24 protein-coding genes are annotated in these 26,697 nt (G+C 64.2%); 12 read left to right on the top strand and 12 right to left on the bottom strand.

What is annotated here, in order from left to right; translation table 11 throughout:
- Positions 1-40: 40 nt before the first annotated feature.
- The 3 genes from ACT5M9_RS01740 (at position 41) to ACT5M9_RS01730 (ending at position 6,544) form a co-directional block, all read left to right on the top strand.
- Entirely contained in the window at positions 41-2,839 is a 2,799-nt protein-coding gene (locus tag ACT5M9_RS01740) for a hybrid sensor histidine kinase/response regulator (RefSeq protein ID WP_457978398.1), read from the top strand.
- A gap of 140 nt (positions 2,840-2,979) precedes the next feature.
- Positions 2,980-4,716 (top strand): ABC transporter transmembrane domain-containing protein, encoded by a 1,737-nt coding sequence (locus tag ACT5M9_RS01735; protein WP_457978400.1) that lies wholly within the window; start codon positions 2,980-2,982, stop codon positions 4,714-4,716.
- Positions 4,717-4,792: 76 nt separating this feature from the next.
- Positions 4,793-6,544: an ABC transporter transmembrane domain-containing protein gene (locus ACT5M9_RS01730; RefSeq protein WP_457978402.1), complete on the top strand. Its 1,752-nt coding sequence runs from the start codon at positions 4,793-4,795 to the stop codon at positions 6,542-6,544.
- 428 nt (positions 6,545-6,972) lie between these two features.
- Here ACT5M9_RS01730 and ACT5M9_RS01725 read toward each other — a convergent pair whose 3' ends face one another.
- From ACT5M9_RS01725 to ACT5M9_RS01715, 3 genes are read right to left on the bottom strand one after another with little or no spacing between them, the layout of a single operon-like run.
- Positions 6,973-8,445, bottom strand: a complete 1,473-nt coding sequence (locus ACT5M9_RS01725; protein WP_457978403.1) for an efflux transporter outer membrane subunit — start codon at positions 8,443-8,445, stop codon at positions 6,973-6,975.
- Entirely contained in the window at positions 8,438-11,521 is a 3,084-nt protein-coding gene (locus ACT5M9_RS01720) for an efflux RND transporter permease subunit (protein WP_457978404.1), read from the bottom strand. The genes ACT5M9_RS01725 and ACT5M9_RS01720 overlap by 8 nt, the downstream gene beginning before the upstream one ends.
- On the bottom strand, positions 11,518-12,612 hold the full coding sequence (locus tag ACT5M9_RS01715) for an efflux RND transporter periplasmic adaptor subunit (protein ID WP_457978405.1): 1,095 nt from the start codon (positions 12,610-12,612) through the stop codon (positions 11,518-11,520). The genes ACT5M9_RS01720 and ACT5M9_RS01715 overlap by 4 nt, the downstream gene beginning before the upstream one ends.
- Positions 12,613-12,776: 164 nt before the next feature.
- Between ACT5M9_RS01715 and ACT5M9_RS01710 the strand changes: the two genes are divergently transcribed.
- The gene (locus tag ACT5M9_RS01710; protein ID WP_457978407.1) at positions 12,777-13,676 is read left to right on the top strand and encodes a LysR family transcriptional regulator; all 900 of its coding nucleotides are present in this window, start codon (positions 12,777-12,779) and stop codon (positions 13,674-13,676) included.
- Between the two features lie 90 nt (positions 13,677-13,766).
- Positions 13,767-14,240 carry a DUF4442 domain-containing protein gene (locus ACT5M9_RS01705; RefSeq protein ID WP_438548288.1) on the top strand — a complete coding sequence of 158 codons (474 nt, stop codon included), beginning with the start codon at positions 13,767-13,769 and terminating at the stop codon, positions 14,238-14,240.
- A 73-nt stretch (positions 14,241-14,313) separates the two neighbouring features.
- On the opposite strand, the gene ybcJ is transcribed toward ACT5M9_RS01705, so the two are convergent.
- The 4 genes from ybcJ to ACT5M9_RS01685 form a co-directional block, all read right to left on the bottom strand.
- Positions 14,314-14,547, bottom strand: coding sequence for a ribosome-associated protein YbcJ (gene ybcJ / locus ACT5M9_RS01700; RefSeq protein WP_100860961.1), 234 nt, complete (start codon positions 14,545-14,547; stop codon positions 14,314-14,316).
- Between the two features lie 172 nt (positions 14,548-14,719).
- Entirely contained in the window at positions 14,720-15,118 is a 399-nt protein-coding gene (locus ACT5M9_RS01695; RefSeq protein ID WP_457978409.1) for a MaoC family dehydratase, read from the bottom strand.
- Positions 15,115-16,911 (bottom strand): class I poly(R)-hydroxyalkanoic acid synthase, encoded by a 1,797-nt coding sequence (locus ACT5M9_RS01690; protein WP_457978411.1) that lies wholly within the window; start codon positions 16,909-16,911, stop codon positions 15,115-15,117. The genes ACT5M9_RS01695 and ACT5M9_RS01690 overlap by 4 nt, the downstream gene beginning before the upstream one ends.
- Positions 16,912-17,002: 91 nt before the next feature.
- Complete coding sequence (locus ACT5M9_RS01685) at positions 17,003-17,353, bottom strand: phasin family protein (protein ID WP_438548285.1); 351 nt, start codon at positions 17,351-17,353, stop codon at positions 17,003-17,005.
- Positions 17,354-17,647: 294 nt separating this feature from the next.
- On the opposite strand from ACT5M9_RS01685, the gene ACT5M9_RS01680 reads away from it, so the two are divergent.
- The 3 genes from ACT5M9_RS01680 to pdxY all read left to right on the top strand — a co-directional run bounded on the left by ACT5M9_RS01680 (position 17,648) and on the right by pdxY (position 20,317).
- A complete protein-coding gene (locus ACT5M9_RS01680; RefSeq protein WP_457978413.1) occupies positions 17,648-18,211 on the top strand; it encodes a VC2662 family protein in 564 nt (187 codons plus the stop codon).
- A 76-nt stretch (positions 18,212-18,287) separates the two neighbouring features.
- Positions 18,288-19,043, top strand: coding sequence for a DUF429 domain-containing protein (locus tag ACT5M9_RS01675; protein ID WP_457978415.1), 756 nt, complete (start codon positions 18,288-18,290; stop codon positions 19,041-19,043).
- A gap of 410 nt (positions 19,044-19,453) precedes the next feature.
- Entirely contained in the window at positions 19,454-20,317 is an 864-nt protein-coding gene (pdxY, locus tag ACT5M9_RS01670; protein WP_457978417.1) for a pyridoxal kinase PdxY, read from the top strand.
- A gap of 40 nt (positions 20,318-20,357) precedes the next feature.
- On the opposite strand, the gene ACT5M9_RS01665 is transcribed toward pdxY, so the two are convergent.
- The 4 genes from ACT5M9_RS01665 to ACT5M9_RS01650 form a co-directional block, all read right to left on the bottom strand.
- Positions 20,358-20,672 carry an antibiotic biosynthesis monooxygenase family protein gene (locus tag ACT5M9_RS01665; protein WP_457978418.1) on the bottom strand — a complete coding sequence of 105 codons (315 nt, stop codon included), beginning with the start codon at positions 20,670-20,672 and terminating at the stop codon, positions 20,358-20,360.
- A gap of 127 nt (positions 20,673-20,799) precedes the next feature.
- On the bottom strand, positions 20,800-21,306 hold the full coding sequence (locus tag ACT5M9_RS01660) for a GNAT family N-acetyltransferase (protein ID WP_457978420.1): 507 nt from the start codon (positions 21,304-21,306) through the stop codon (positions 20,800-20,802).
- A 125-nt stretch (positions 21,307-21,431) separates the two neighbouring features.
- Positions 21,432-21,824, bottom strand: a complete 393-nt coding sequence (locus tag ACT5M9_RS01655; protein ID WP_457980541.1) for an NUDIX hydrolase — start codon at positions 21,822-21,824, stop codon at positions 21,432-21,434.
- A gap of 14 nt (positions 21,825-21,838) precedes the next feature.
- On the bottom strand, positions 21,839-22,393 hold the full coding sequence (locus ACT5M9_RS01650; RefSeq protein WP_457978422.1) for a class IV adenylate cyclase: 555 nt from the start codon (positions 22,391-22,393) through the stop codon (positions 21,839-21,841).
- A 265-nt stretch (positions 22,394-22,658) separates the two neighbouring features.
- Here ACT5M9_RS01650 and ACT5M9_RS01645 point away from each other — a divergent pair, with 265 nt between their 5' ends.
- The 4 genes from ACT5M9_RS01645 to ACT5M9_RS01630 all read left to right on the top strand — a co-directional run bounded on the left by ACT5M9_RS01645 (position 22,659) and on the right by ACT5M9_RS01630 (position 25,086).
- A complete protein-coding gene (locus ACT5M9_RS01645) occupies positions 22,659-23,501 on the top strand; it encodes a DUF5718 family protein (protein ID WP_457978424.1) in 843 nt (280 codons plus the stop codon).
- Positions 23,502-23,759: 258 nt separating this feature from the next.
- On the top strand, positions 23,760-24,092 hold the full coding sequence (locus ACT5M9_RS01640) for a YnfA family protein (protein ID WP_457978426.1): 333 nt from the start codon (positions 23,760-23,762) through the stop codon (positions 24,090-24,092).
- Positions 24,093-24,118: 26 nt separating this feature from the next.
- Complete coding sequence (locus ACT5M9_RS01635) at positions 24,119-24,571, top strand: GNAT family N-acetyltransferase (protein ID WP_457978428.1); 453 nt, start codon at positions 24,119-24,121, stop codon at positions 24,569-24,571.
- Between the two features lie 62 nt (positions 24,572-24,633).
- Positions 24,634-25,086 carry an acetyltransferase gene (locus tag ACT5M9_RS01630; RefSeq protein WP_457978430.1) on the top strand — a complete coding sequence of 151 codons (453 nt, stop codon included), beginning with the start codon at positions 24,634-24,636 and terminating at the stop codon, positions 25,084-25,086.
- Positions 25,087-25,166: 80 nt separating this feature from the next.
- Here ACT5M9_RS01630 and ACT5M9_RS01625 read toward each other — a convergent pair whose 3' ends face one another.
- Positions 25,167-26,567 carry a DEAD/DEAH box helicase gene (locus ACT5M9_RS01625; protein WP_457978432.1) on the bottom strand — a complete coding sequence of 467 codons (1,401 nt, stop codon included), beginning with the start codon at positions 26,565-26,567 and terminating at the stop codon, positions 25,167-25,169.
- Positions 26,568-26,697: the final 130 nt, after the last annotated feature.

The following is a 26,697-nucleotide window of genomic DNA, read 5'->3' as shown; positions in this document are numbered from 1 at the left end:
GTCACCGGATAGTTGACCATGACATGAGAATCGAGACGGGATGAAGAGTGTTGCACGCGTCAATCGTGTTGTCCTGAGCCTTATCATCGCATCCTTGCTGGGCTTTTCGACCTATTGCTGGCAACTGCTCAGCCAGCAGCAGCGCTCGTCCGAGCTGAGCATGGCCGCCGAGCTGGTCCTCAACCGCATCAATACCGACACCGTCTATCTGCTTGGTCGCGAGAGGGCCAGCGATGGCAGCGTGCAGCAGCGGCTCAGCCTGCTCTCCAACGTGCTTGACAAATTCGTGACCCAGGTACGCGAGGATCCGGACCTGACCGAGGATCCCAACTCCCTGGTGTTGCAAAAGGATATCGACGGCTACCTGCTGGATCTCGCCAGGCTCTACACCATGGAGATGACCATAGAGTATCTGGAACCGCGCTTTCAGGGCCAACTCGATGGGATGCTGGCCGTCACCCCCGCCGAGGCCAGGCTGCATCGGGATCTGACCGAGCTGGCCAGGATCAGCCACTACCTCAGGCGCAGCTGGGATAGCCACGATCTGCGCCAGCTGCAGCAACTGCAGCAGCGCATAAGCGACACCTATGCGGCCGATGGCAAGGTGATGGCCATCAATCGGCTCAGCCAGGACTTCAATCAGCAGGTGATGGAGTATCACCGCCTGCGCAACCAGATCATCGAGATGCGGGGGCTGGCCTCCTTGCCGGTCTGGAAGCAGGACCAGCTGGATCTCGCCTCCTCCCTCAAGAGCCGCTTCTATCTGATGGTGCTGGGCGGGGCCCTGCTCTGCTTCTCCCTGGTGGCGGTGACCCTGTGGCGGCGCAACCAGAAGCTGAGCGAGCTGTCCCGCCACACCGGCTTGCTGGCCCAGGCCAAGAGCGATTTTTTGGCCAACATGAGCCACGAGATCCGCACCCCCATGAACGCCATCATCGGCTTCAGCGCCCTGGCGCTGCAGACGGATCTCAACCAGCAGCAGCGGGATTACCTCAGCAAGATCAAATCCTCGTCCGATACCCTGCTGCTGCTCATCAACGACATCCTGGATCTCACCAAGGTGGAGTCCGGCAAGCTCACCCTGGAGGAGATCGATTTCGACTTGAGCGAGCAGCTCGATTCCCTGGCGGCCATGTTCGCGGATCTGGCGGAGCGCAAGCAGATCGAGGTCATCATCAACAAGTCCCCGGCGGTGCCGGACTTCCTGCGCGGGGATCCCCTGCGCCTGGGTCAGGTGCTGGTCAACCTGGTCAACAACGCCATCAAGTTCACCGAGCGGGGGGAGGTGGAGCTCTCCATCACCCTGGTCAACCAGCACCCCATGAAGGTTTGCTTCAGCGTGCGGGACACCGGCATCGGCATAGCGCCGGACAAGCAGGCTCAGCTGTTCCAGCCCTTCACCCAGCTGGAGGCGGGCAACACCCGCAAATACGGCGGCTCCGGGCTCGGCCTCAACATCTCCCAGCGACTGGTGGGCCTGATGGGGGGGGAGATCTCGGTGCAGAGCAAGCCCGGGGTGGGCTCCACCTTCGAGTTCGAGATCCCCATGTCCCAGGCGGTCTACGGGGTCTCAGGGCGGCGGGTCTTCTTCGAACACCAGCCCCTGATCCTGATGATGGACGACAACGAGCTGGTGCTGGATCTGGCCAAGGACATCCTGGGCCGGGCCGGCGCCAGCGTGATGACGGTCAACAGCGTCTCCCGCGCCCGTCAGGTGCTGCGGGAAGAGGGCCAGAACATCCGGCTCGCCATCCTCGACTGGCGCATGGGGCAGGAGGATGGTCTGGATCTCGCCCTCGAGATGCATCAGCACAGCCAGTGGCAGCGTCTGCCGGTGCTCATGACCAGCGCCTGGGCCCGGGAAGGGCTGCACGGGCGCATGGAGAGCATGGGGCTGACCCATTTCCTCGCCAAGCCCATGACGGAGAACGCCCTGCTGGCCAAGGTGGACGAGATGCTCAACGGCAGTTCCCACGATCGCAACGTGCGCCAGGCGGAGGCCCAGGGGGATCAGCAGCATTTCCGGGAACTGCTGCACGGCACCCGGGTGCTGCTGGCGGAAGACAACAGAGTCAACCAGCAGCTCATCGTGGAGTATTTGCGCCGCATCGAGGCCGTGGTCACCGTGGTGGGCAACGGGCGCGAGGCGGTGGAACAGGTGGCGGAGCAGCCCTTCGATGTGATCCTGATGGACTTGCAGATGCCGGTGCTGGACGGCCTGGATGCCACCCGCCAGATCCGCAAGATGGTGGACAAGCACGATGTCCCCATCATCGCCCTCACCGCCAGCGCCATGCCGGGGGACAGGGAGCGCTGCCTCGGGGTTGGCATGAATGGCTATGTGACCAAGCCGGTCAGCAAGCTGGATCTCTACAACAACCTGTTGCAGTGGGTGAAGAATGCCAGCGGGCAGCGCCGGGCCAGCCCCGAGGTCAAGCCGCCGGATCTGATGGGGGTACTGGATCTGGACGATGCCCTGCGCCGGCTGGAGCAGGACCGCGAGGCACTGCAGATCCTGTTCAAGCTGTTCCTCTCCGAGCACAAGGACGATCTCTGGGACATCCGCTCCGCCCTGCGCCGCCAGCAGCCCGAGGTGGCGAGCCGATTGCTGCATACCCTGAAGGGGGTGTCGGCCAACATCTCCGCCGCTCGCCTGCAACTGCTGGCCGGTGAGCTGGAGTGGCGGCTGAGGTTGCAGGAGGAGTTGACTGAAGAGGATCTGACCCAGTTGCAGCATGTCTTCAGCCAGACCCGGGAGGAGGTCTCCCACTTCCTGCTAAGCGGCGATCAGCAGGAGTCGGCCATCGGCCTGTTCGACGGGCGAGATGAGCGGCCCTGAACTCCAAGGGATAGCAATCATTCTCAAGTCGGCCGCTTCAGGCTATGATGCCCCGTTCACCTCGCCCCCGCCTCGGGGGCGATTGTCTTGAACGTCTCTTATGACCAAGCGGCCCAGGCGCCGCGAGCAAGGATCCTGATGTGAGCGTATTTCTGCGACTGGGCTGGTTCTTCAAGGATCAGTGGCGGCGTTATCTCATCGCCATCTCATTGCTGATGATGGTGGCCCTGCTGACCGTGATCCCGCCCAAGGTGGTGGGCTGGGTGGTGGACGGCGTGACCAGGGGGGGGCTCGACAGCGGCATCCTGATCACCTACCTGGCGGGGCTCTTGGCGCTCGGCGTCGTCATCTACCTGCTGCGCTACGTCTGGCGGGTCATGCTGTTTGGCGCCTCCTACCGGCTGGCCTATGTGCTGCGCAACCGGCTCTTCACCCACTTCACCCGCATGAGCCCGGACTTCTACCAGCGCCACCGCACCGGCGATCTGATGGCCCACGCCACCAACGACATCCAGGCCGTCGAGATGACAGCCGGGGAAGGGGTGCTGACCCTGGTGGACTCCTTCATTGTCGGGATCCTGGTGCTCTCCATCATGTGCAGCCAGTACTCCTGGCAGCTGACCCTGCTCTCCTTGCTGCCCCTGCCGGTGATGGCCTTCTTCATGAACCGCTTCGGGACCCAGATATACAAGGAGTTCAAGGCGGCCCAGGGGGCCTTCTCCCGCCTCAACAACAAGACCCAGGAAGCCCTCTCCGGGGTGCGGGTGCTCAAGTCCTACGCGGTGGAGTCCTTGGAAGACAAGGGTTTTGCCGAGCTGACCCGCCAGGCGGGGGAGCGCAACATGGCGGTGGCCCGCATCGACGCCAAGTTCGATCCCGTCATCTACCTGTGCATCGGTTGCTCCTATTTCCTCGCGGTGGCCGGCGGCAGCGCCCTGGTCATGCGCGGCGAGCTGACCCTGGGGGAGCTCACCAGCTTCACCATGTACCTCGGCCAGCTTATCTGGCCCATGTTCGCCATCGCCTGGCTGTTCAACATCATAGAGCGGGGCAGCGCCGCCTATTCCCGCATCGAGACCCTGCTGGCGGAGCGTAGCGACATCGAAGATCCCGCCGTGCCCCAGCCGCTCGAGGCTCCTTTCCCGCTGATCATGCAGGGGGTGGAGTACCGCCTCGGCGAGCGTACCCTGCTGACTGGTATCGACGTCTCCCTGGCCGCCGGCGGCATGCTCGGCATCGTCGGGCGCACCGGGGCGGGCAAGAGCTCCCTGCTCAAGCTGCTGATGCGCCTGGCCAACCCAAGTAGCGGCCGGATCGCCATGGGTGGCGTGGCTATCGAGCGGCTGGCTCTGGGGGAGCTGCGAAGCCAATTCGCCTATGTGCCCCAGGAGCCGTTTTTGTTCTCCACCACCATAGCCGCCAACATCGCCCTCGGCCGGCCGGATGCCAGCCGGGAGGAGATTGAGAAGGTGGCGCGCATCGCCTGCGTGCACGACGACATCGTTCGCTTCCCCCAGGGCTATGAGACCGAGGTGGGGGAGAAGGGGGTGACCCTCTCCGGTGGCCAGAAACAGCGGCTCGCCATCGCCCGCGCCCTGCTGCTGGCGGCCCCTATCCTGGTGCTGGACGACGCCCTCTCGGCGGTGGATGCCCACACCGAGCAGCAGATCCTGCAGGCGCTGAAGGCCCACAGACGCACCCTGATCCTGGTGAGCCACCGCATGACGGCGGTGGAGCAGGCGGACGAGATCCTGGTGCTGGAGCAGGGCAGGATCGGCGAGCGGGGCCATCACGGTGCCCTGATGACCCAGAACGGCTGGTACGCAGACATGGTGCGCTACCAGCGCCTGGAGCAGGACGTGGAGGAGAATCTGTGAACCTGATAATCAAACGTCTACCGGTAGCCCTATTGCGCCCGTTATCCGCAGTTGAAACACATTGTAGGGGAGTGCTGTGAACCCGACTATCAAACGTCTGCTTGCCTACTGCGCCCGCTATCCCCGCTGGCTCATTCAGGCGGGGATCTGCCTGCTGCTCGCCACCGGCGCCGAGGTGGCGGGGCCCCTGCTCATCAAGCTCTTCATCGACGATTACCTGGCGCCGCGCCAGATGGTGTGGCCCGAGGTCGCCGCCCTAGCGGCGGGCTATCTTGGCCTGCAATTCCTCTCGGCCGCCGGTTTCTACCTGCAATCCCTGCGCTTCAACCGCATCGCCCAGGCGGTGGTGCAGCGCCTGCGCGAGCAGGTGTTCGCCACCGCCATCCGGCTGCCGGCCCGCTACTTCGACAAGCACAGATCCGGCTCCCTCATCTCCCGCATCACCAACGACACCGAGGCTATCATGAACCTCTATGTGCAGGTGATAGGGCTCTTGGTGCAAAAGGTGGTGCTCTTGTGCGGCATCCTCATCTCCATGGCCCTGCTGGATCTGCGGCTGATGCTGGTGTGCGCCACCCTGCTGCCCTTGGTGGGGGCCGTGATGTGGCTCTACCAGAAGTTGAGTGTGCCCGTGGTGCGGGCCACGCGCAGCCTGCTCTCAGACATCAACAGCCGCCTCAACGAATCCCTGCAGGGGATGCCGGTGATCCAGGCCATGGTGCAGGAGCGTCACTTCGCCAGGGCCTTCGCCGAGGTGAACCAGCAGCACTGGCATGCCCGCCTCAAGAGCCTCAAGATCAACGGCATACTGCTGCGCCCCCTCATCGACCTGTTCTACATGATGGTGCTGATAGGGCTGCTCGCCCTGTTCGCCCACGAGGGGTTGAGCACGGGCGGCGCCATCCAGGTGGGGGTGCTCTACGCCTTCATCAGCTACCTGGGGCGGATGATCGAGCCTCTCATCGAGATGACCAACCAGCTCAACCAGTTGCAGCAGGCCATGGTGGCGGGGGAGCGGGTGTTCGCCCTGCTGGACGAATCCCGGGAGAGCACGGGCGGTGAAGAGGCGCCGCTGCAGGGGCGGGTCGGCTTCGAGGGGGTGAGCTTCTCCTACGACGGCCAGCAACCCGTGCTGCGGGAGGTGAGCTTCACCACCCGCCCCGGCCAGATGCTGGCGCTGGTGGGCCACACCGGCAGCGGCAAGTCCACCGTCATCAGCCTGCTGATGGGTTTCTACCCCATCGGCAGCGGCACCATCCGCTTCGACGATCACCCGCTGGAGAGCCTGTCGCTCTCGGTGGTACGCCGCAGCATAGGCCTGGTGCAGCAGGATCCCTTCATCTTCGTCGGGACTCTGGCGGAAAACCTGCGCCTCGGCCGTGACGGCATCGACGAGGAGACCCTCTGGCGGGCGCTGGACGAGGTGCAACTGGGGGACTTCGTACGCAGTCTGCCAGCGGGGCTCGAGACCCTGATGGAGGAGGGGGGCAAGAACCTCTCCGCCGGTCAGCGTCAGCTGCTCTCCTTTGCCCGCGCCCTGGTGGGGGATCCGCGCATCCTCATCCTGGACGAGGCGACCGCCAGCGTGGACTCCCAGACCGAGCTGGCGCTCTCCCAGGCGCTGTCGGCGGCGCGCCGTGGCCGCACCACCATCGCCATCGCCCATCGACTCTCCACCATAGTCGATGCGGACGAGATCCTGCTGCTCTCCCGCGGTCAGGTGAATGAGCGGGGCACCCACGGGGAGCTGATGGCCGAGGGAGGCCACTATGCCCAGCTGTTCGAGATGCAGAGCCAGGGGGCCTGGCTCGAGGAGAAACGGGCCTGAGTCCGATCGCGACATAAAGAAACAGCCGGCAGATGCCGGCTGTTCTGTTTAGCGAGTCTGTCAGGCCGTGGCCTTGCTTACGGGTCCGCGACTTGGGCTCAGGGGGAAAGTCGCCGTCGAAGCTGGTGCCCGCCTCTTCCATCTGCGCCTTGCACCGATCGATATGGCCTCTCTATCTACCCGTATAGCCCTTTACCAAATCAATTCCGTCTCCTTCTCATTCGATTTATCACTGGATTGGGGCTGCGTGACGGCCTGATCGGGGCGTTTCTGGTGCCTTCAGCGGCCCCAAGAAGCAAGCCCCGGCAAGATGTCGGGGCTCGGTGTGGACCGCGTTGGTTGTGGACGGCTACTGACGTGAACCGATTCTTGTGGCCCTGTTGCTGGGGTCAGTCAGTACGGGCCACTCGGTACGGATAAGAGGATGGTTAACCCTCTGTGGACTGAGGGGCTTGCCAGTCTCCCCCCAGGGCCTTGTGCAGCAGGACCACATTGGTGGCGGTGCCGAGGCGCGCCACCACCTCGGCATCTTTCAGGCTGTTTTGCTGACGCTCGGCATCCAGCACTCGCAAGTGATCGACCAGGCCGGCGCGGTAGAGGCTCCTGGCCTTGCCGAGCGCGAGATCGGCCTGCTGGCTCGCCAGGTGCAGCTGATCCCGGTACTGCTGGCTGTTGCCATAGGCTATCAATGCGGTTTCTACCTCGTTGAAGGCGGCATTGACTGTGTGCTGATAGGCCAGAGCCGCCTCCTCCAGCCCCGCCTCCTGCGCCTTGACCCTGGCCTCACCCCGGCCGCCGTCGAACAGATCCCAGGAGACGCCGGCTGCCAGGGCCCAGGCGGTGGAGCCGGACTTGAACAGATCGCCGGCATCCCCGGCCACCACTCCCGGGCTGCCGGTCAGGAACACCTTGGGATAGCGGGCGGCGATGGCGGCCCCCAGCTCCTGGTTCTTGGCGGCGATGGCGCGCTCGGCGCTCGCCACATCGGGCCTGCGGATCAGCAGGGTGGAGGGCAGGCCGGTCGGGATCAACCCCGTCATGGCGGGCAGGGGGCGAGGCGTGAAGCGGGCCTGTGTGCGGGCGACGGGCTCCCCGAGCAGCAGCGCCATCCGGTTCAGGTGCACGCTCCTGGCCGTGTCCAGCAATGGCAGGCTGGCCCGGGTGCTGGCGAGGGCGGCGCGGGCGTTGGCGAGGTCCAGATCCGAGCCGTAGCCGCTGCGGTGCAGGGACTCCACCATGGCCAGGGTCTCCTGCTGGGATCGCACCGTGTCGGCGGCGATCCGGCTGCGCTCCTCGGCGCCTCGGTATTGCAGGTAGTTGTTGATCACGTCCGCCGTCATGGCGGTGATCAAGCCCTTGCGCATGATGCCTGCCTGTTCGGTGCGAATGGCGGCGGCCTGGCTCAGGCTGTCGATGCGACCGAACAGATCCAGCTCCCAGCTCGCGTTGGCTCCGATGAAGACGGCGGTGGGATCCCGCTCCATCAACTGCGCCGTGCCGCCGCCGAGGGCGCCCGGCAGGGGCAGGGGGCTCACTGCCGGTCCGGTGAGATCGCCGTTCTCACTGAGGCGCGCGTCCGTATACCCAACCCCCAGGCTCAGGGTGGGCACCTTGAAGGAGGCGATGGCCTCCTGATAGGCCTGGGCCTGCTGGATGCGCTGGCTCGCTATCTTGAGGGTGATGTTCTGGCGCTGGGCCGCCAGCACCAGGGTATCGAGCTCGGGATCCTGGAACTGGCGCCACCAGGCGAGGCCGGTCTCCCCGCCGGGCAGGGTGCCCGGGGTGGCCTGGTTCAGGTAGAACTGGCTGACCGGATGGGCCGGGGCCTGGTAGTCGGGGGCCAGGCTGCAGCCCCCCAGCAACAGCAGGCCGACGAGGGCACTGAGGTGGCACTTATTCATGGGAATGATCCTTGTCGGTGGCCTGCACCGCGCCGGCCTGGGCGTGGTGTTCACGGGCGAAGAAGAGCATGTAGAAGGCGGGCATGGCGAAGAGCGAGAGCACGGTCGCCGCCATCAGGCCGCCGATGATGGTGGCCGCCATCTGATCGAACAGGCGATCGGTGAGCAGCGGCACCATGCCGAGCACGGTCGTGAGGGCCGCCATGGAGATGGCCATGGTGCGGTTGATGGTTGCCTCCTTGACTGCCTCGATGAGGGGGCGGCCGCTGCGCCGCTCCAGCTCTATCTGATCGAGCAGGACGATGCCGTTCTTGATGATCATGCCGGTGAGGCAGATCATGCCGACGATGGCCATGAAGCCGAACGGTTTGTTCATCAGCAGCAGGCTCCAGATAATGCCGATGGAGGCCAGCGGCAGGGTGATGAAGATGATGAGCGGTTGACGATAGGCGTTGAACAGGGCCATCAGTATGATGAACATCATCACCACCGCCTTGGGGGTCTGCAGCATGAGGTCGTCGACGGCGCGTTTCTCGTCGTAGTACTCGCCACCCCAGCGCATCACATAACCCTCCGGCAGCACCATGGCCTCCAGCGCGGGTGCCACTTGCTGGCGCACCACGGAGGCGGTGAGCTCGCCGTCCACCCCGGCCTGGACAGTGATGGCCGGCAGCCGGTTGCGGCGCCAGATCATGCTCTCTTCCCCGCCGATCTCGATGTCGTCGAGCACCTGGCCAAGCGGCACGCTGTGCAGGCCGAGGGCGGATCGCACCGGCAGATCCGCCAGGGCTTCCAGGGTGCTGTTGGCGCTGCGCAGCTTGATGGGGATGAGATCATCCTGCTGGCGCAGGGTGCCTATCTGCACGCCGTCGGTGGCGCCGTGAATGGCCATGGCGATGTCGGTGTTGCTGACCCCCGCCTTGCGGGCCGCCGCCTGGTTGATGATGGGGGTGACCACCTTGCTCTGCTGGCGCCAGTCGTCGCGCACGTACTTGGTGTGCGGGTTGGCACGCAGTATGGCCTGGGCCTGCTCGGAGAGTTTGTGCAGCACGGCGGGATCCGGCCCCTCGAAGCGGGCCTCGATGCTGAATTTGTCCTTGGTGGCGAGCTTGAGATCCCGGAACCTCGGCTCGGCATGGGGGAAGCGGGCGGCGAGCCAGGCATCGCCCCTGGCCACCAGGGGGGGGATGTCGTCAAAGGAGCGGGTGTTGATCAGGATCTGGCCGTAGCTCTGATCCAGGGGCTCGGGCTCGACGGTGACCGAGAAGCGCGGCGCGCTCTCCCCCACATAGGTGGAGATGCTCGCTACTTCGGGCTGGGCCAGCAGCCACTGCTCAATCTCCTTCATGTCGGCGGAGGTGCTCTCGATGCGGCCTCCGTTGGGCAGCCAGTAGTCGAGGAAGACGATGCTGCGATCCGAGCTCGGCATGAAGTTGACGTTGAGCAGCGGCGCGGCGAGGCCGGTGAGCAGCAGCAGCGGCAAGACTGTCAGCATGGCCTTCTTGGGATTGTCCACCGTCCAGTGCACGGCGCGGCGGTAGAGGTGGGCGGCCTTGCCTTCCGGCTTGCCGCTCTCATCTGCGCTCGGCGCCTTGATAAAGGCCCAGCACATCAGAGGGGTGATCAGCATGGCCACTACCCAGGAGAGCAGCAGGGAGCTGACCAGCACCTGGACGATGGAGATGGAGAACTCCGCCGAATCGGTCTGGGAGAGCAGCACAGGGGTGGCCCCGAGGCAGGCGACCACGGTCGCGCCGAGCAGGGGCACCGCCATCTCCTTGATGGACTCGATGACGGCGTCATCGCGGCTTATCCCCTTGGCCAACTTGGCGATGAAGAGGTCGACGATGACGATGGCGTTATCCACCAGCATGCCGAGGGCCAGGATGAAGGCACCGAGGGAGACCCGCTGCAGATCGACCCCGGTGAGGTTCATGTAGATCAGGGTGAACAAGATGTTCAGCAGCAGGCTGACCCCGACGATAGTGGCGCTCTGCCAGCCCATGAAGATCATCAGCACCGCCACGACGATGGCGATACTCTCGAGCAGGTTGAGCACGAAGTTATTGATGGACTTGGTCACCTCATCGGGCTGGAAGGCAATGGTACCGACGGAGGCACCAAGGGGCAGCTCGGACTCGAACTGCTGGAGCACGGCGGTCAGCTCGTCGCCGATGCTGACCACGTTGATCCCCGTCTCCGGGCTCACGGCCAGGGTGATGGCCTGCTGGCCGTTGAAGCGGCTCTCGGTCTGGGCCGGGGTCTGGTAGTCGAGATAGACATCGGCCACGTCCCCGAGGCGCAGGGTGCCGCGCTTGTCACCCACGAGACCCGTGGTGAGCATGAGGTTGCGGACATCCTCGACGTTCTTGTAAGCGCCGTTCTGGGCCACCCTCAGGTTCTCGCGCCCCATGTCGTAGTCACCGGCGCTGACCGGCATGTTCTGGCTGTTGAGCTGGGCGATGAGCTCCGCCATGGAGATGTGGCTCCTGGCGAGGCGCTCGCTCGACACGTCTATGTTGACCACCTGTTCCCGGATGCCGTGCAATTGTACCTTCTTGACCCCCTTGACGGCCTTGAGGCGACGCTGCAGCTCGCGGGCCTGATCCTTGAGCTGATGCATGGGGATCTCGTCCCCGTAGACGGCGAACAGCATGCCGTACACTTCCGAGAATTCGTCCTGCACTATGCTGATCTGCGCCTGGGGCGGGAGCGCGATCTTGACGTCCTGCACCTTGCGCCTTAGCAGATCCCACTGTTGCGGCAGGACGTCAGAGCTGTATTTCTCCTGCAAGTCGACGAATATCATGGAGCTGCCCGGGCGGGAGAGGGATCTCAGCTTCCAGAGCGACCCCATCTCCTGCAGCTTGGTCTCGATGGGATCGGTGACCAGGTTCTCCACCTCCTGGGCGGTGGCCCCCGGGTAGAGGGTGACGATGACGGCACTCTTCACCGTGAAGGTAGGATCCTCGAGCTTGCCGAGATCGAAGTAGGCGTAGATCCCGACCAGGGTGCAGAGGAGGGAGAAGAAGACCACGAAGGTCCTCTGTCGCAGCGCGAAGGCGGAGAGTGTCATGATTGGACTCCCGCCTGCTTGATGAGGCGCACGGGCTGTCGCTCCTTGAGCAGGGCGCTGCCGGCGGTGACCACCTTGTCGCCGGCGGCGAGATCCCCCTTGACGCACAGGCTGTCGTGGCGCTGGCTGACGACCTCCACCGGCACGCCGATGGCCTGGCCGGCCCGCACCGTCATGACCCGGTTCCCATCACCCTGGCTCTTGACGGCGCCGGCGGGCAGGCAGTGGATCTCGTCATCGCCCGGCAGGGGCAGCGCTATGCTGACGGACTTGCCGGGCACCAGCTCGGCGGAGCCGTCCAGCAGGCGGAAGGTCACCTCATGGGTACGCTTCACCGGATCCGGCAGGCTCGCCAGCTCGCTGCTGACCGCCCTGACGGCCACATCCTGCTTGTACCAGCTGAGGCGGGCCGCCATCCCGGTCTTCAGCAGGCCTATCTGCTGCTCAGGCACGTCGACCACGGCTTCGAGCACGCTGGGCTGATGCAGGGAGAAGACGGGCACGCCGGGGGCTGTCTGTTCATGCTCGTCGAGGAAGCGCTGCCCGATCACGCCGTCGAAGGGGGCGCGCAGCTCGCTGTAGCCGAGCGCATCTTCCGCCTTGGCGAGGGATTGCTGCAGGCTCTGCACCCGGGCCCTGGCTTGGACGCTGGCGCTGGCGGCCCTGTCCAGGTTGATCTTCGCCATGGCGTTCTCGCCGACCGCCTGGCGGGTGCGCCTGAGCTCCACCTCGGCCAGCCGGCTCGCGGCCCGCGCCTCCTTGAGCATGGCGGCCGTCTCATCCCGCTGTACCCGGAAATCGTGGGGGTCGAGGCGGGCCAGCACCTCTCCCTTGCTGACCTTGTCCCCCTCCTTGACCAGGATGGCATCCAGGGTGCCGGGTACCCGGAAGGCGAGCCTGGCTCTCTGGTGGGAACGGATCTCACCGCTAAAGTGCAGGACCTGGCCGGTGGTACCCTCGGTGAGGGTGATGGTGTTGACCGGGCGCGGTGCCACTGCCTCGGCCTGGGTGGGTTCGTTGCCACAGCCGCTCAGCAGGGTGCCGAGCATGATGACGCAGAGGGGGGAAAGGGGGAATTGCCGGTGTTTCATAGGTAAAAGTCCAATAATTCAGAGACTAAAGGACTATTTTATCGGGTCTGATATGGCCGATAATCAGCCTTTGATTGCCAACACTGTCGCGATTTATGAGACAATCGAGTCAAGCGCCCGTGCCGCCATGGTGGCGAGCACGTGCGGGCAGGCGAGGGGGAAGGGTGAAGATAGAGGATCTCAAGTTGTTCATGTCCGTGGTGGAGCTCGGGGGCTTTACCAGCGCCGCCGATGCGCTGAACATTCCGCGCTCCAACGTGAGCCGCCGGATCAAGGATCTGGAGACGGAGCTCAACGCCAAGCTGCTCACCCGCACGACCCGCCGACTCACCATGACCCCGGTGGGGCTGGAGTACTACAACAACCTGCAGCACATCATCGGCCAGCTGGATCAGACCCACGAGCAGATCCGCACCCGCAGTCATCAGCCCGTCGGCAACATCAAGATAGGGCTGCTCAATGACTCGGACATCTTCATCCACGACATCCTCAAGCGGTTCCTTAAGCGATACCCGAAGATCAACATCGAGCTGCATCTGAGCAGCGTCGGTTATCGGGACATCCTGAACTACGGGCTGGATGCGAGTATCCACATCGGCGATGTCATCGACAACAGCTTCGTCGCCCGCGCCATTCTGCCCTTCACCCGCAAGCTCTACGCCAGCCGGGAGTATGTGGAGCGCCACGGTCGGCCCGCCTCCCTCGAGGATCTGCACCATCATAACGTGCTGGTGACGCGGCTGCCGGATGGCCAGCTCGACAACAAGCTGATCTTCAATCAGGGGGAGATCCTGATCAACAGCCGGGTGATCTCCAACAGCTCCTACTACATTCGCCATGCGGTCTCCGAGGGAGACGGCATCGCCGTGTTGCCGGAGATCACCATGCGTCCCCAGGTGGAGAGCGGCGCCATCATAGACGTGCTGCCGGCGTACGAGACCACCCTGGACAACATCTGGCTGGTCTACCCGAGCCGCAAGGGGCTCTCTTACGCGGCGCGTCTGTTCATCGACTACGTGCTGGAGGAGGTGGCCCTGCTGCTGACGGACAGAGGGGGAGCTTGAGAGGGTTCACGGGGCGGGCAATCGGTGCTTGCCTCCAGGGTGTGATGCTGGCAACATTTCATTCACACTCACTCATCGGATCAGTTTGCAATGGACCTGCAACGCCTCAAAGCCAACCTCGCCCTGCGTCTCTTCGCCTGGCGCTACATTCCCGTCATCGGCTTCTGCGCCCCTGTCATCGAACGGATGGACGGCAAGGCCCTGCGCATTCGCATCCCCCTCGGCTGGCGGACCCGCAACCACCTGGGCAGCATGTATTTCGGCGCCCTGGCGACCGGTGCCGATCTGGTGGGGGGCCTGCTGGTGATGGAGAAGGGGCGACAGCGGCGCAAGAAGGTGCATTTCGCCTTCAAGGACGTGCAGGGGGAGTTCTTGAAGCGGCCCGAGGCGGACGTGCGTTTCGACTGCGAGGCGGGGGAGGCGATCGATGCCATGATCGACGAGTCGCTCGCGACCGGGCAGCGCATCAACCGCCCCATCCAGGTGGTGGCCACCTGCCCGGCACTGAACGGTGACGAGGCGATGGCGCGCTTCGTGCTGACCCTGTCCATCAAGGCCAGCTGAGAGACTCACATTCTGAAGAGGGCTCGACCGGTGGCCGGGCTCTCCTGCCATCAAGACTCGATGGCGATGATGCTCACTCGATCTCGGGGCTGATCCCTTCCTTCACCACGACCTTCATGCCGTTGAAGTTCACCACCTGGCCGGCCACTATCTTGCAGCGCTTGCGCGTCTCGACCTGGCCGTTCACCTCTACCAGGCCGTCGGCGACCAGCGCCTTGGCCGCGCCACCGCAGTCGGCCCACCCCTGATGCTTGATGAGATCGCACAGGGCGACGAAGGGGTGACCCTCGAGCAGAAACGTTTCCATGATGAATCCTCTTGCTGATATGAGTGCCGGATGCGGCAGGGCGGCTATTTTAGGCCCTGAGCACCGGCAGGGAAAGGGGTCGGGACGGATTGGATCCAAAAAATGGGGCTCAAAAAACAGCCCGGCGCAGTGCCGGGCTGTGTGACTTGGGTTGCCGAGCCGGGTGAGCGGATCAGGCGAACTTCACCACGGCCTCCCCGGTCACGGCGAGGGTGCCGCCTCGGGTGAAGATGCGGGTGGCCAGGGTGGCGATGGGCTTGTCGTCCCTAAGGGCGATTACCTCCACCTCGGCCGTCACCTCGTCCCCCACGAACACGGGTTGCTTGAAGCTGAGGCTCTGGCCCAGGTAGACGCTCCCCTCGCCGGGCAGATGCTGGCCCAGCAGCCCGGAAAACAGGCTGGCCAGCAACATGCCGTGGACGATGGGGCGCTCGAACACCGTGGTGGCGGCAAACGCCGAGTCCAGGTGCAGGGGGTTGAAATCCTCCGACAAGCCGGCGAAGGCGCTCACCTCCGCCGGACCGAAGCGCTTGTTCAGGCTGGCCTTCTGGCCGACGACCAGGGTGCTCATGCCGCTGCCTCCTCTGTAGTTCCGCTTGTAGCGCCGCTGAAGATGGGGTTGAGCCGCGCCTTGACGTAGTCGCCGGGGGCGGCCGCCAGCCCGTCGATGGGGGCGCGGGCTGCAACGGGGTCCAGCTCCTCATCCCGGCTGCGGATAAAGCCCATCATCTGGGGCCACCAGGAGCCGGCCTGATGGGTAGCCCCCTCGAGCCAGGCCGTGGGTGTGTCGGTCTCGGCCTCGTTCTGCCAGAAGCCGTACTTGTTGGCCGCAGGCGGGTTGATGATGCCGGCGATGTGGCCGGATTCGGCCAGGATGAAGCGCTGCTCGCCGCCAAACAGCCTCATGCCCTGCCAGGTTCCTTGCCAGAGCGCGATGTGATCGTCGATGGCGGACACCAGCAGCACAGGGGTCTTCACCTTGGCGAGATCGATGCGGGTCTGGCGGATCTTGAGTTCCCCCTTCACTAGCTGGTTCTCCAGATAGAGACGACGCAGCAGGCTGTTGTGGGTCTTGCCCGCCACATTGGTGCTGTCGCTGTTCCAGTGCAGCAGATCGAAGGCCACCGGGCTCTGCCCCTTGAGGTAGCTGTCGATGTAGTAGTTCCAGTAGAGGCTGTTTTCCCGCAGCAGGCTGAAGGAGACCGCCAGCTGGCGCCCATCCATGATGCCCTTGGCCTCATTTTGCGCCTCGAGCGCCGCTATGATGGGCTCGTGGATGAAGATGCCGAGCTCGCCCGGCTGGGAGAAGTCCAGCAGGGTGGTGAACAGGGTAGCGGTGCGCACTCGCTGCTTCTGACGGCGGGCCGCCAACCAGCCCATGGCCAGGGAGAGGGCCGTGCCACCGATGCAGTAGCCGATGCCGTGCACCTCCCGCTCGCCGGTGGCGGCCTCCACGGCGTCCAGGGCGGCGATGACGCCGTCCACCACATAGTCGTCGAGATCGATCTGGGCCTGATCCACTCCCGGATTGCGCCAGGAGATCATGAACACTGTCTGGCCCTGGGCGACCAGCCAGGCCACCAGGGAGTTCTGGGGCCGCATGTCCATGATGTAGTACTTGTTGATGAAGGGGGGCACGATCAGCACAGGGGTCTTGGCCACCGTCTCCGTGGTCGGGCTGTACTGGATGAGCTCGTAGAGCTCGGTGCGCTGCACCACCCGGCCCGGCGTGGTCGCCAGATCCCGTCCCAGTTCGAAGGCGGACTCATCGGTGAGGCGGATGTTGAGCTGATCGGCACTGCGCTCCAGATCCTCGGCGAGCAGCGCGAGACCGCGCACCAGATTCTGGCCGTCCGAATCCAGGGTCAGCTTGAGCAGCTCAGGGTTGGTGGCCAGGAAGTTGCTGGGGGCCATGGCGTTGATGTACTGGCGAGTGAAGAACCGCAGCCGCTCCCGGCTTTTCTGGGGCACGCCTTCCAAGGCATCCACCGAGGCCAGCAGGTGCCGTGCGGTGAGCAGATAGGATTGCTTGAGGTAGTCATAGATGGGCTGCTCGCTCCAGGCCTCGGCCTTGAAGCGGCGATCGCCGCGCTCCGGGGTGATCACCGGCTCGCTCTCTTGCCCCGCGCTCTTGAGCAGGGTGTGCTGCATCAGCTTGAGCTGATCCTGCCACCAGTTCATCTGCGCCTGGATAAGCTGCCAGGGCTGCTGGCTGCTCTGCTCCAGCACCTGACCGAGATCGTCCAGATTGGTCTGCAGCAGGGCCTGAGCGGTGCGCTCGGTCTGGGCCTTGGCCATACCCAGCAGCTTCTCGTTATAGTGGGCCAGGGCCTCGAACAGCGGGCCGTACGATGATTGGCTCATGTTCTCTCCTTCACCCACACCCGCGGCGGGAGCTAGCCCGTCCTGTCGCGTCGTGGGGAGATGAGGCTGCCCTGACGGGCAGCCAGGGTTATCAGGCCTTGCCCGTGCTCTTCTTGATGCCGTCCGCGGTCAGGGCATCCAGCTCTTCCTTGAACTGCAGACCCAGGGCGTTGAGCTTCTGGATGTCATCCAGCATCTGGCGAGAGAGCTGGCTGGCGGTTTCCAGCTGCACGGTGCCGAGGGCCGCCAGGCTCTGGGCATCCTGCACCTTGCCCACCGCCTGTAGCTGATTCAGTCCCAGCTCGGCATAGGCATTGGCGGAGGCCAGCTGCAACCGGGTCAGCTGTTCGATGTTGCTGGCCAGCAGCTGGTTGTAGCGAGTGAGGGGGGAGGTGAAGCCTTGCATCTGCTCGGTAAAGCTCTTGAGTATGTCCATATTCATCGTGCGTCTCCAAATCGGCAGAATAATCCGAGCCAGTCGGCTCGAGTGGGGGTACAGCTCATCCTTGTTGACGCGTCGTTTGCTCTGTTCAAACACGCGTTTAACCATTCTGCAACTAAACATGCATTGGTGTAAATGACATAAATGTTAATTTCTGTTTGAATTTCGATGACATGTCACCCTGCCAGGATGATGGATCCAGACGGGAGGTGACGCAGGAGGGCCGGATCGGCCTCGTTCCCCGGGATGGGCACTGGTAGTCTGGTGGACTACTCAGCCCACGAAGGAATCCCGATGAAGTCTCTCGCCCTGCTGCTCGCCAGCGGCACCCTGGCCTTGAGCGGTGCCGCTCAGGCCAGCACCCCTGTCCAGATCTCCCTGCCTGGCGTCAATCTGCCCGCCTCTCATCAGGTCGAAGGCGTGCGCGCCTCTTTCCTCTATGGCCGCACCGGTCAGGTCAAGGGCATAGACTTGCCGGTGTTCGCGCTTTCCGACGTGGATCAGTTCACCGGCCTGCAGCTCGGCATCTTCTTCGGGGCCGCCCGGGTGCGCCACCAGTTCGGCGGGGTTGCCATCAACGCCGTCAACTGGCACGGGGGGCAGGACACCGGGGTCAACCTCGGCTTCGTCAACCTGACCAACAACGTGAAGGGCCTCAACTGGGGGGCGGTGAACATTGCCCAGGGCAACGCCCTGGCCAACGTCGGTTTCGTCAATTACGCCGAGCGCACCACCTTCCAGATTGGCTTCATCAATGCCACCAAACACCTGGATGGCTTGCAGATCGGCCTGGCCAACTACGCCGAGAACGGCATCTTTCCCATCCTGCCCCTCATCAACTTCAAGAAATCCTTCTAAGCCCCGGCCATGCCCTTGCTTTGGCGGGGGCAGGCATTACCCTGTGCAACATCCTGAATAGAAAGATGTGATTGAGATGACGACTGCTCATATGGATGCCATCGGCATCGGCTGGGATGTGCGAGGCTGGCAGGGCAATGCCCAGGCGGTGGCCGTGGTGGGTTGGCAGGCGAGGGAGAAACAACTGCACTGGCTGGGTGTCTCGCCCCTGTTTCGGCTGAGCTCCCGGGTTGCCCCGGATCTGGATGCCCTGCTGCGCCCGGCCCTGCAAGACGAGATGGGCCTGATGCAGGTGTTGGCTTGCCCGCAGCTGGCCCTTGGCATCGATGCGCCGCTGGCCTTTCCGCGTGCGTTGGCCGACTTGCTCGGGGGGAGGGGAGCTGAGTGTGCCGTGCCCCAGCGGGAGATCGACAACCCCTATGCCTATCGAGACTGCGATCGCTGGCTGCACCAGCAGTACGGCAAGAAGCCGCTCTCCGCCACCTTCGACCGGCTCGGCAACAACGCCACCCTGGCGCTCTCCATGCTGCCGCGGCTCGCGGACTTGCAACTGGTGCCGACACGGGTGCCAGAGGCCGAGCGTGCCGTGCTGGAGGTCTATCCGGCCCTGGCCAAGGTGGGAGGAAAGGCCTCGGTGGCGAGAGGGGAGATAGCCGCCCATCTGCCGGCGGGTCTCGTACCGGGAACAGACCCTTACGATGCCGCCCTCTGCGCCCTGATGGCGCTGCAATATGCCGCCAAGGGGAGCGTGTCCCTGTTGCTACCCTTGCTCGGGGCGCCTGAAGGCTTTCCGCTGGACGAGGGCTGGGTCTACCACTTCGCCCGGGGCTGACGCCAAAGCCAGTGCGGCGGCCGACTCGTGGATGGCTCCCCGGGTCGGTCGCCGTCTCTTGAAACTGTCAGCACACCCCCTTGCTGCGCCTGCTCATCCTTTTTGCGGGTGCCAACATCCCCCCGTTTACCTGTATTCCTCCGGCATGGGCCACCCATCTGATTTAAAAATGATCACATATGCCATCAAACTAAAGTGTTAAACCCCCAGATCAGGCTGACGCAGACGCCGGGGATCTGAACCCAGAGCGCTCACCAGGGGTCCGGGGCCGGCGAGGCCGGACGGCTGCGTCGCCACTTTCTCGGGTTTTTGAGAGGAAAATGTGGGTTTGTGCCGCGGATCGCTGGAACCGCCGTCTCTTCATCCGATATATTGCCTGCTTTCCTCATGCTTCTTCTGCGGTGGTCTCCATGAAACGCATTCTCTCTATCCAGTCCCACGTGGTCTTTGGCTGTGCCGGCAACAGCGCCGCCGTGTTTCCCATGCGCCGTCTCGGCATGGAAGTTTGGCCCATCAACACGGTGCAGTTCTCAAACCACACCCAGTACGCGGCGGGATGGCAGGGGATGGCGATGCCGGCGGGCCACATCAGCGCCCTGTGTAAAGGGTTGGAGAACATAGCGGTGCTGGGGCAGTGCGACGCCGTGCTGAGCGGCTACCTCGGCTCGGCGGAGCAGGGGGACGAGATCCTGGCGGTGGTGGCCGCGGTCAAGGCGGCCAACCCGGCGGCCATCTATTTCTGTGACCCCGTCATGGGCCACCCGGAGAAGGGCTGCATAGTCGCGCCCGGCGTGACCCGTTTCCTGACGGAGCAGGCCTTGCCGGTGGCGGATATCATGGCGCCGAACCTGCTGGAGCTGGAGACCCTGTGTGACACGCATCTGGTGGATTTGGCCCAGACGCGCGCCGCGGCGCACCAGTTGCTGGCCAAAGGGGTGAAGATGGTGCTGGTCAAGCACCTTGGCCGCGCCGCCAGCCAGGCCGGGCGCTTCGAGATGCTGCTGGCCACCCAAGAGGGGGATTATCTGATCTCCCGCCCGCTCTACGAGTTTGCCCGCCAGCCGGTGGGGGTGGGAGATCTCATCAGCGCCCTGATGCTGGCGAACCTGCAGGCGGGTTTCGAGGCGATGGCCGCCTTCGAACGCACCAATGCGGCGGTGGACGCCGTGCTGCTGCGCACCTGGCAGGCGGATGCCTACGAGCTGCAGCTCATCGATGCCCAGGCCGCGTTCGCCGAGCCGCAGATCGAGCACAGGGCCGAGCGACTGGCCTGAGGAGGATGATCAGCCCACCTCATGGCGGGCTGATCACGCGCTATGCCTGCTGAGTTGCGCCGTCCAAAGCCACGGCCTGGAAATGCTCGACCGTCGGGAAGGGATCGTAGAAGTGGTGCAGCAACGCCTTCCACTCCTGGTATTGGGGCGAGCCCCGAAAACCCCGGGTGTGATCCTCGAGCCGCTGCCAGTTGACCAGCAGTAGGTAGCGGTGGGGGTCGGTCAGTAAGCGTTGCAGCTGGTGCCCTGCGTAGCCCGGCATGGCGCTGATGATGCGCTGGGCCTTGGCGAAGGCCTGCTCGAAGGCGGCGCTCTGGCCCGGGATGACTTGCAGCGGGGCGACTTCCAATATCATGGGGACTCCTTGTCCGGTAAGGGGTTGTTGTGCGAAGACACGTCATCTCAACAACTTATGCCCCAATAAACAAGGCCAGCCTCGCGGCTGGCCTTGTCGTTTTAAAAGGGCAGGGTCAGCCCCCGGCTCAGAGCTGCTTGTAGAAGAACTGGGTCGCCGCCAGGGTGCCGTCCGCACTCCTGGCGAAAGCCGGGATCTGGCCCGCCTCCACATAGCCGAGCTGGCGATAGAGGTTGGAGGCCACATCTCCCACCCGGGAGTCCAGCACCAGCAGGGTACGGTGGGCGTCGCGGGCCCCTTGCTCCATGGCGAGCATCAGGGCACGGCCCACCCCCTTGCCGCGGGCCTCGCTGTGCACCATCAGCTTTTCCACCTCGGCCCTGTGGCCACCGTTGGCTTTGGTGCTGAGGGAGAGCTGCAGGGCGCCGACCAGATGGTGCTGATCGAAGGCGACCCAGAGCTTGCGCACCCCGTTCGCCAGCTCGGCCTCGATGCCTTGCCAATATTCCAGTCCCTGCTCTTCTTGCAGTGGAGGCAGGAAGCCCACCGAGGCGCCGCTGGCCACGCTGTCTTGCAGCAGGGTGATCAGTGCCGGTTTGATGCCTCTGGTGCTATCGACCTCAAGGATCTCCATTGAAACTCCTCATCGTTTCTTCAATTGCCAATAAATAAGGGTATCAAGGGCCTGACGCCGTCCTGGATCTGGCCCTGGCCGCCAACCGGTCATCACGGTGGCGTGCGTGCATGTACCGCCCCTGCCTAACGGATAAGGCCCTGCTCGACCAGCCAGTGGAACAACAGGCGGGAAACGGGGGAGATCTCGTCCAGATGGCGGCTGTCCAGCCAGCGCAGCTCGGCGATCTCCGCCGAGGCGGTGGGGGTGCCTTGCGCCTCCCCTGTGTAGCAGCGCAGCCTGACGTTCACCCCCTCCGGTTTGCCGTCGGCCTGGGCGCTGAACTCGCAGGCAAAGCGCAGGGAATCCGGCTTGAGATGGACGGAGAGCTCCTCGTCGATCTCCCGGACAAGGGCCGCCTCGTCACTCTCACCCGGCTCCCGCTTGCCGCCGGGAATGTAGTAGATGTGCTTGCCGTGGGAGCGCGCACACAGCAGTTGTTTATCCTGAAAAGTCAGCCAGGCCAGCTTGTCTATCATGTGAACCCCGTTCATCAAAGTGACTCCCGCTGCTGCTCGCACAGGGTGCGGTAGGAGCGGGTCTCCTGTTGTGCGTCATCGAGGCCGAGCCTCGCCGCCAGCGCCAGCAACTGCTGGCGATAACCCGGCAGGGCGGCCTCGTCGTCTGTCATGATGGCCAGCTCGGCGAAGTCACCGATGCCGGTCAGATGATCCAGGGTGAGGTGGAAGGGGCCGAGGAAGTAGATGCTGCGCCGCTTCTCGATGACCAGCACCTCTTCATACCCCAGGTTGTGCAGCATGCTGATGGCCTTGCCATCGTCGCTGATATTGACCGCCTCGCAGCGATCCGGTCCCGGCCCTTTCAGGATCCACAGCCGAATGCCGGACGGTGCCATGGCGCGGATCACCAGGCTCTTGCCCTCGGCGGCTAGGGTGCGCGCCGGGCTGTCGAAGTAGCAGTCCCGCTCCTGGTTGTCCTCCAGCATCACCTCGGGATCCAGGGGGGCGAGGGCCGCGAGAAAGGCGGCGCGATCGGCGAGGCGATACTTGAATTCTACCTCGAAGCGACCTTCAAAATGTGTGGCCATGGCAGTGAATGGGTGCTCATCCGGCAAATGAATAGGGCAGACTAGCAAAAGTACGGGCCTTGCCCAAGGGACGGGATCACAGCCTGATGCTGATTGTCGCTTTTATGAGCGCCGGACCTGGGGAAACCGGGGCTGGCGCACAGCTTGGCGGCCGCCAGCTGGGCGATGGAACGGGGTTGTGTTCTAATATTCTCCCTCTTTGGCGGTAGTCGCCGACCACGAACAACGACAGCGACGGCACGGGCCGGCGCGAGTGGAGTCACAGATGCAGATCACCGAGCGCAACTTTATCGGATTGGGGGTGGCGGGCAATTTCGCCGGTCACCTGGAGCAGGCGGGGGAGGCGGCGGACTTCGTGGCCGTACAGGTCACCGACAAGATAGCCCCCAAGGCGCTGTTCCCCTTCTATGTGCCCTCCCACCCGGGCCAGCTCGGGGTCTTCCCCCTGAGCGGCGACGCCATCTTCCTGCCGGAGGCGGCGGTGAGTGGCGACGAGAAGGTGCAGATAGAGCCCGAAGTGGCCCTCTGGTGCGAGCTGGTCTACGCCGGTGATCAGGTGGTGGCCATCCACCCCCGGGCCTTTGGCGCCTACAACGACTGCTCCATCCGCCGCCCCAACGCGAAAAAGATCAGCGAGAAGAAGAACTGGGGCCCCGAGAGCAAGGGGCTGGCCGAGAACCTCCTGTCCCTCTCCCATTTTGCGGAGGGCTGCGAGCTCGACGACTACCGCATCGCCTGCTACCTGGAGCGTGACGGCGAGCTGCATCCATATGGCGTTGACAGCGCGGCGGTGGATTACAGCTACTTCCACGGCCAGCTGCTGGACTGGGCCATCGACAAGTTCAATCATCAGCAGGACGAGGGGCCGGCGGAGCACATCCAGGGGCTGCTGGCCCAGGCAGGTCGCCCGAGCCACGCCCTCATCAGCATAGGTGCCACCCGCTATACCCCCTTTGGCGAGACCCACTTCCTGCAACCGGGGGACACCGCCTGCGTGCTGGTCTACCCGGCCAGCCGCTACGGTGAGCAGGCTATCCGGGAGGCCATCCGAGCCCGCCGCTTCGGGCCGGATGTCTCCGTGCTGCTGCAGGCGGTCAAGACCCGCTAAGCCTGTCGTCAGGCCCGCTTCGGCGGGCCTGACTGTTCTTAAGCACCGCGCAACCCGCTCCCTGTCTGCTCCTCACTTCCTGTTTGCATACCCAAAGCACACCGTGCCAAGCACATGATGCCTACCGATCCTGCTCGCGCTCCGCCATCTGCCTCCCGCGCCCTGAACGTACACCTCGAAAGCCGATTGCAGTGGCTGGATATAACAGTATGATTTGCCAAAAGAAGTCCATTCTGCCTGCAAGGATCCCGAGGACTCATGGTTGAACTCAAGACCCTGGCCCTGTTTCTGGTGACCGCCATCGCCGAGATTGTGGGCTGTTACCTGCCGTATCTCTGGCTGACCCAGGGCAAGAGCGCCTGGCTGCTGCTGCCCGCGGCCCTGAGCCTGGTCCTGTTCGCCTGGCTGCTCTCATTGCACCCGACCGCCGCCGGCCGCGTCTATGCCGCCTATGGCGGCGTCTACATCTTCGTGGCCATCCTCTGGCTCTGGGCCGTGGATGGCATCAAACCCAGCCTGTGGGATCTGGTGGGGGCCGGGGTAGCCCTGATCGGAATGGCCATCATCATGTTTGCCCCAAGACCCGCCTGATATCGATGCCAAGGGAGATCAGCAAGATGACGACAGTGGTGATCAGGGAGTGTGAGATGCAGGACTTGGCCGGGCTGCTGGCCCTCTATGGGGAACTCAGGCCCCAGGACCCTCTGCTCGGTGAGCAAGCAGCCCGCGAGGGATTGGCGGCGCTGCTTGGTCTGCCCTATACCCGCATCATGGTGGCCCTGGTCGATGATCAGCTGGCATCCAGCTGCCAGCTCGGGGTGATCCCGACGCTCACCAACGGCGGTCGGCCCTTCGGCATCATAGAGCATGTGATCACGGGCGCCGCGTTTCGCCGCCAGGGGCTCAGCCATCAGTTGCTGGAACGTACCCTGGCGCTGGCCTGGGAGCTCGGTTGCTACAAGGTGATGCTGCTCTCAGGGGAGGGGCGGGAGGCCGCTCACCGCCTCTATGAGGGACTCGGCTTCAAGGCCGGTATCGAGAAAGGGTTTGTTATCAAGGCGCCGCAATAAGCCCATGGACTGCTTGCATCATCAAAGGCGTGGGCTGTTATCCGCAATATATCGAGGTAGCGATGAAAATTGACGCCGCACAAAAGTGCGATCACCCGACCCTGATCGGGATCTGGGAGGCCTCGGTGCGCGCCAGCCACCACTTCCTGCAAGAAGCCGACATAGCGGCCCTGAGGCCCTTGATCCTGGAGCACTATTTCGATGCCGTGACGCTGAACTGTGCCAGAGGGGACAATGGCGAGATCGTCGGCTTTATCGGCGTGGCCGAGGGCAATATCGAGATGCTGTTTGTCGCCCCCGCCGGGATGGGACAGGGGGTGGGTCGCCAACTGGTGGCCCATGCCATCGCCACTCTCGGGGCGCGCCGGGTGGATGTGAACGAGCAGAACGAGCAGGCACTCGGCTTCTATCGACGGATGGGCTTCGTGGTAGTGGGCCGCTCCCCCCTGGATGGGGAGGGCAGGCCCTACCCCTTGCTGCATCTGGCCCTGGCCGACGAGCGCGGGGCGGATTGAACCAGCAGTGAGCTGAGTCAGTTTGACAATAAAAAACCGCCTTTCGGCGGTTTTTTATTTCTGGTGCACGGCAACAGATCTCACTCCTCGTTGGAGTTGTCCTGATAGTCGCCGCGCTGGGCCTTGGGCAGGCGGCGCATGGGGGCGAAGCCGGTATCCTCGCCGCTCACCTCTTTCTTGCGCGCCGGGGCGGGTTTCTTGCTGCCATCGCCCTTGGCGGGGCGCTTGCCGGCCGGCTTGGCTGGTTGTCCCTTGCCGGCGTTGTGTTTGGCATTGGCATGGCCACGGGCGCGGGGCGGGTTCTGCACCGGCTTGCTGCCCGGCAGGGTCTGGCGGGTCGGCTTGCCGCTCGGCTCATAGCCTTCCTGGATCTCGCTCGGGATGGCCTGGCCGATGAGGGCCTCGATGGCCTTGAGCTGATCGTGCTCATCCAGGCTCACCAGGGAGATGGCCTCGCCACCGCGACCGGCGCGGCCGGTGCGACCGATGCGGTGGATGTAATCTTCGGCCACCTGGGGCAGCTCGAAGTTGATCACGTGAGGCAGATCGTCGATGTCGAGGCCGCGGGCGGCGATGTCGGTGGCGACCAGCACCCGCACCTTGCCTTCACGAAAATCCGCCAGCGCCCGGTTGCGGGCACCCTGGGTCTTGTCGCCGTGGATGGCGACGGTATCCAGCCCGTCCTTCACCATCTGGTGGGCAAGCCTGTCGGCAATCTGCTTGGTGCGCACGAACACCAGCACCCGCTGCCAGTTGTTGCGGCCGATCATATGGGAGAGCAGCTCGCGCTTGCGCTCGCGATCCACCTTGATGATGCGCTGGTTGACCTGCTCGGCGGTGCTGTTGGTCGGGCTCACCTCGATGAGGGTCGGGGTCTTGAGCAGATCGTCCGCCAGCGCCTTGATGTCGTCCGAGAAGGTGGCGGAGAACAGCAGGGTCTGCCGCTCCTCCGGCAGCGCCTTCATGATGCGGCGGATGTCGGTGATGAAGCCCATGTCGAGCATGCGATCCGCTTCATCCAGCACCAGCACCTCCAGGGCGCTCAGGGTCAGGGCGCCCTGGGTCAGCAAGTCCAGCAAGCGGCCTGGGGTGGCGACCAGAATGTCGACCCCGAGCTTGATGGCATCCAGGTTCGGCTTGATGCTGACGCCGCCGTAGGCGACCAGGGTGCGAAACGGCAGGTGATGGGCGTACTTGACGATGCTCTCGCCCACCTGGGCCGCCAGCTCGCGGGTCGGGGTCAGCACCAGGGCGCGGACCTGGCGACGGCCACCGCGGCCGTGGTTCGCCAGCAACCGGTGCAACATGGGCAGGGTGAAGCCGGCGGTCTTGCCGGTGCCGGTCTGGGCGCCGCCCAGCACATCCTGTCCCGCCAGAATGGCCGGGATGGCCTGCTGCTGGATGGGGGTTGCCTGTTCGTAACCCAACTCCTTGACGGCGCGCAGAATGTGCGGTGACAGACCCAGTTCATTGAATGACATGTTTGCGAGAGACTCCGAGCCTTGGGCTCAACGGGGGCGGCGCGCAGTGGCCGCCACGACATGGAAAGATTATGGGCGCGTAATATAGCAGAACTGGGGCGAAGGCGCAGTAACCCTGTGGCGAAGGGAA

The organism is Aeromonas sp. AE23HZ002T15 (assembly GCF_054165525.2).
This window is presented reverse-complemented; position numbering and strand designations above follow the sequence as displayed.

Excerpts from the sequence above, each read along its gene's own strand:
- ACT5M9_RS01740 (WP_457978398.1), top strand. The coding sequence starts at position 41 with ATGAAGAGTGTTGCACGCGTCAATCGTGTTGTCCTGAGCCTTATCATC.
- ACT5M9_RS01725 (WP_457978403.1), bottom strand. The coding sequence starts at position 8,445 with ATGAATAAGTGCCACCTCAGTGCCCTCGTCGGCCTGCTGTTGCTGGGG.
- ACT5M9_RS01720 (WP_457978404.1), bottom strand. The coding sequence starts at position 11,521 with ATGACACTCTCCGCCTTCGCGCTGCGACAGAGGACCTTCGTGGTCTTC.
- ACT5M9_RS01715 (WP_457978405.1), bottom strand. The coding sequence starts at position 12,612 with ATGAAACACCGGCAATTCCCCCTTTCCCCCCTCTGCGTCATCATGCTC.
- ACT5M9_RS01705 (WP_438548288.1), top strand. The coding sequence starts at position 13,767 with ATGGACCTGCAACGCCTCAAAGCCAACCTCGCCCTGCGTCTCTTCGCC.
- ybcJ (WP_100860961.1), bottom strand. The coding sequence starts at position 14,547 with ATGGAAACGTTTCTGCTCGAGGGTCACCCCTTCGTCGCCCTGTGCGAT.
- ACT5M9_RS01695 (WP_457978409.1), bottom strand. The coding sequence starts at position 15,118 with ATGAGCACCCTGGTCGTCGGCCAGAAGGCCAGCCTGAACAAGCGCTTC.
- ACT5M9_RS01690 (WP_457978411.1), bottom strand. The coding sequence starts at position 16,911 with ATGAGCCAATCATCGTACGGCCCGCTGTTCGAGGCCCTGGCCCACTAT.
- ACT5M9_RS01685 (WP_438548285.1), bottom strand. The coding sequence starts at position 17,353 with ATGAATATGGACATACTCAAGAGCTTTACCGAGCAGATGCAAGGCTTC.
- ACT5M9_RS01680 (WP_457978413.1), top strand. The coding sequence starts at position 17,648 with ATGAAGTCTCTCGCCCTGCTGCTCGCCAGCGGCACCCTGGCCTTGAGC.
- ACT5M9_RS01675 (WP_457978415.1), top strand. The coding sequence starts at position 18,288 with ATGACGACTGCTCATATGGATGCCATCGGCATCGGCTGGGATGTGCGA.
- pdxY (WP_457978417.1), top strand. The coding sequence starts at position 19,454 with ATGAAACGCATTCTCTCTATCCAGTCCCACGTGGTCTTTGGCTGTGCC.
- ACT5M9_RS01665 (WP_457978418.1), bottom strand. The coding sequence starts at position 20,672 with ATGATATTGGAAGTCGCCCCGCTGCAAGTCATCCCGGGCCAGAGCGCC.
- ACT5M9_RS01660 (WP_457978420.1), bottom strand. The coding sequence starts at position 21,306 with ATGGAGATCCTTGAGGTCGATAGCACCAGAGGCATCAAACCGGCACTG.
- ACT5M9_RS01655 (WP_457980541.1), bottom strand. The coding sequence starts at position 21,824 with ATGATAGACAAGCTGGCCTGGCTGACTTTTCAGGATAAACAACTGCTG.
- ACT5M9_RS01650 (WP_457978422.1), bottom strand. The coding sequence starts at position 22,393 with ATGGCCACACATTTTGAAGGTCGCTTCGAGGTAGAATTCAAGTATCGC.
- ACT5M9_RS01645 (WP_457978424.1), top strand. The coding sequence starts at position 22,659 with ATGCAGATCACCGAGCGCAACTTTATCGGATTGGGGGTGGCGGGCAAT.
- ACT5M9_RS01640 (WP_457978426.1), top strand. The coding sequence starts at position 23,760 with ATGGTTGAACTCAAGACCCTGGCCCTGTTTCTGGTGACCGCCATCGCC.
- ACT5M9_RS01635 (WP_457978428.1), top strand. The coding sequence starts at position 24,119 with ATGACGACAGTGGTGATCAGGGAGTGTGAGATGCAGGACTTGGCCGGG.
- ACT5M9_RS01630 (WP_457978430.1), top strand. The coding sequence starts at position 24,634 with ATGAAAATTGACGCCGCACAAAAGTGCGATCACCCGACCCTGATCGGG.
- ACT5M9_RS01625 (WP_457978432.1), bottom strand. The coding sequence starts at position 26,567 with ATGTCATTCAATGAACTGGGTCTGTCACCGCACATTCTGCGCGCCGTC.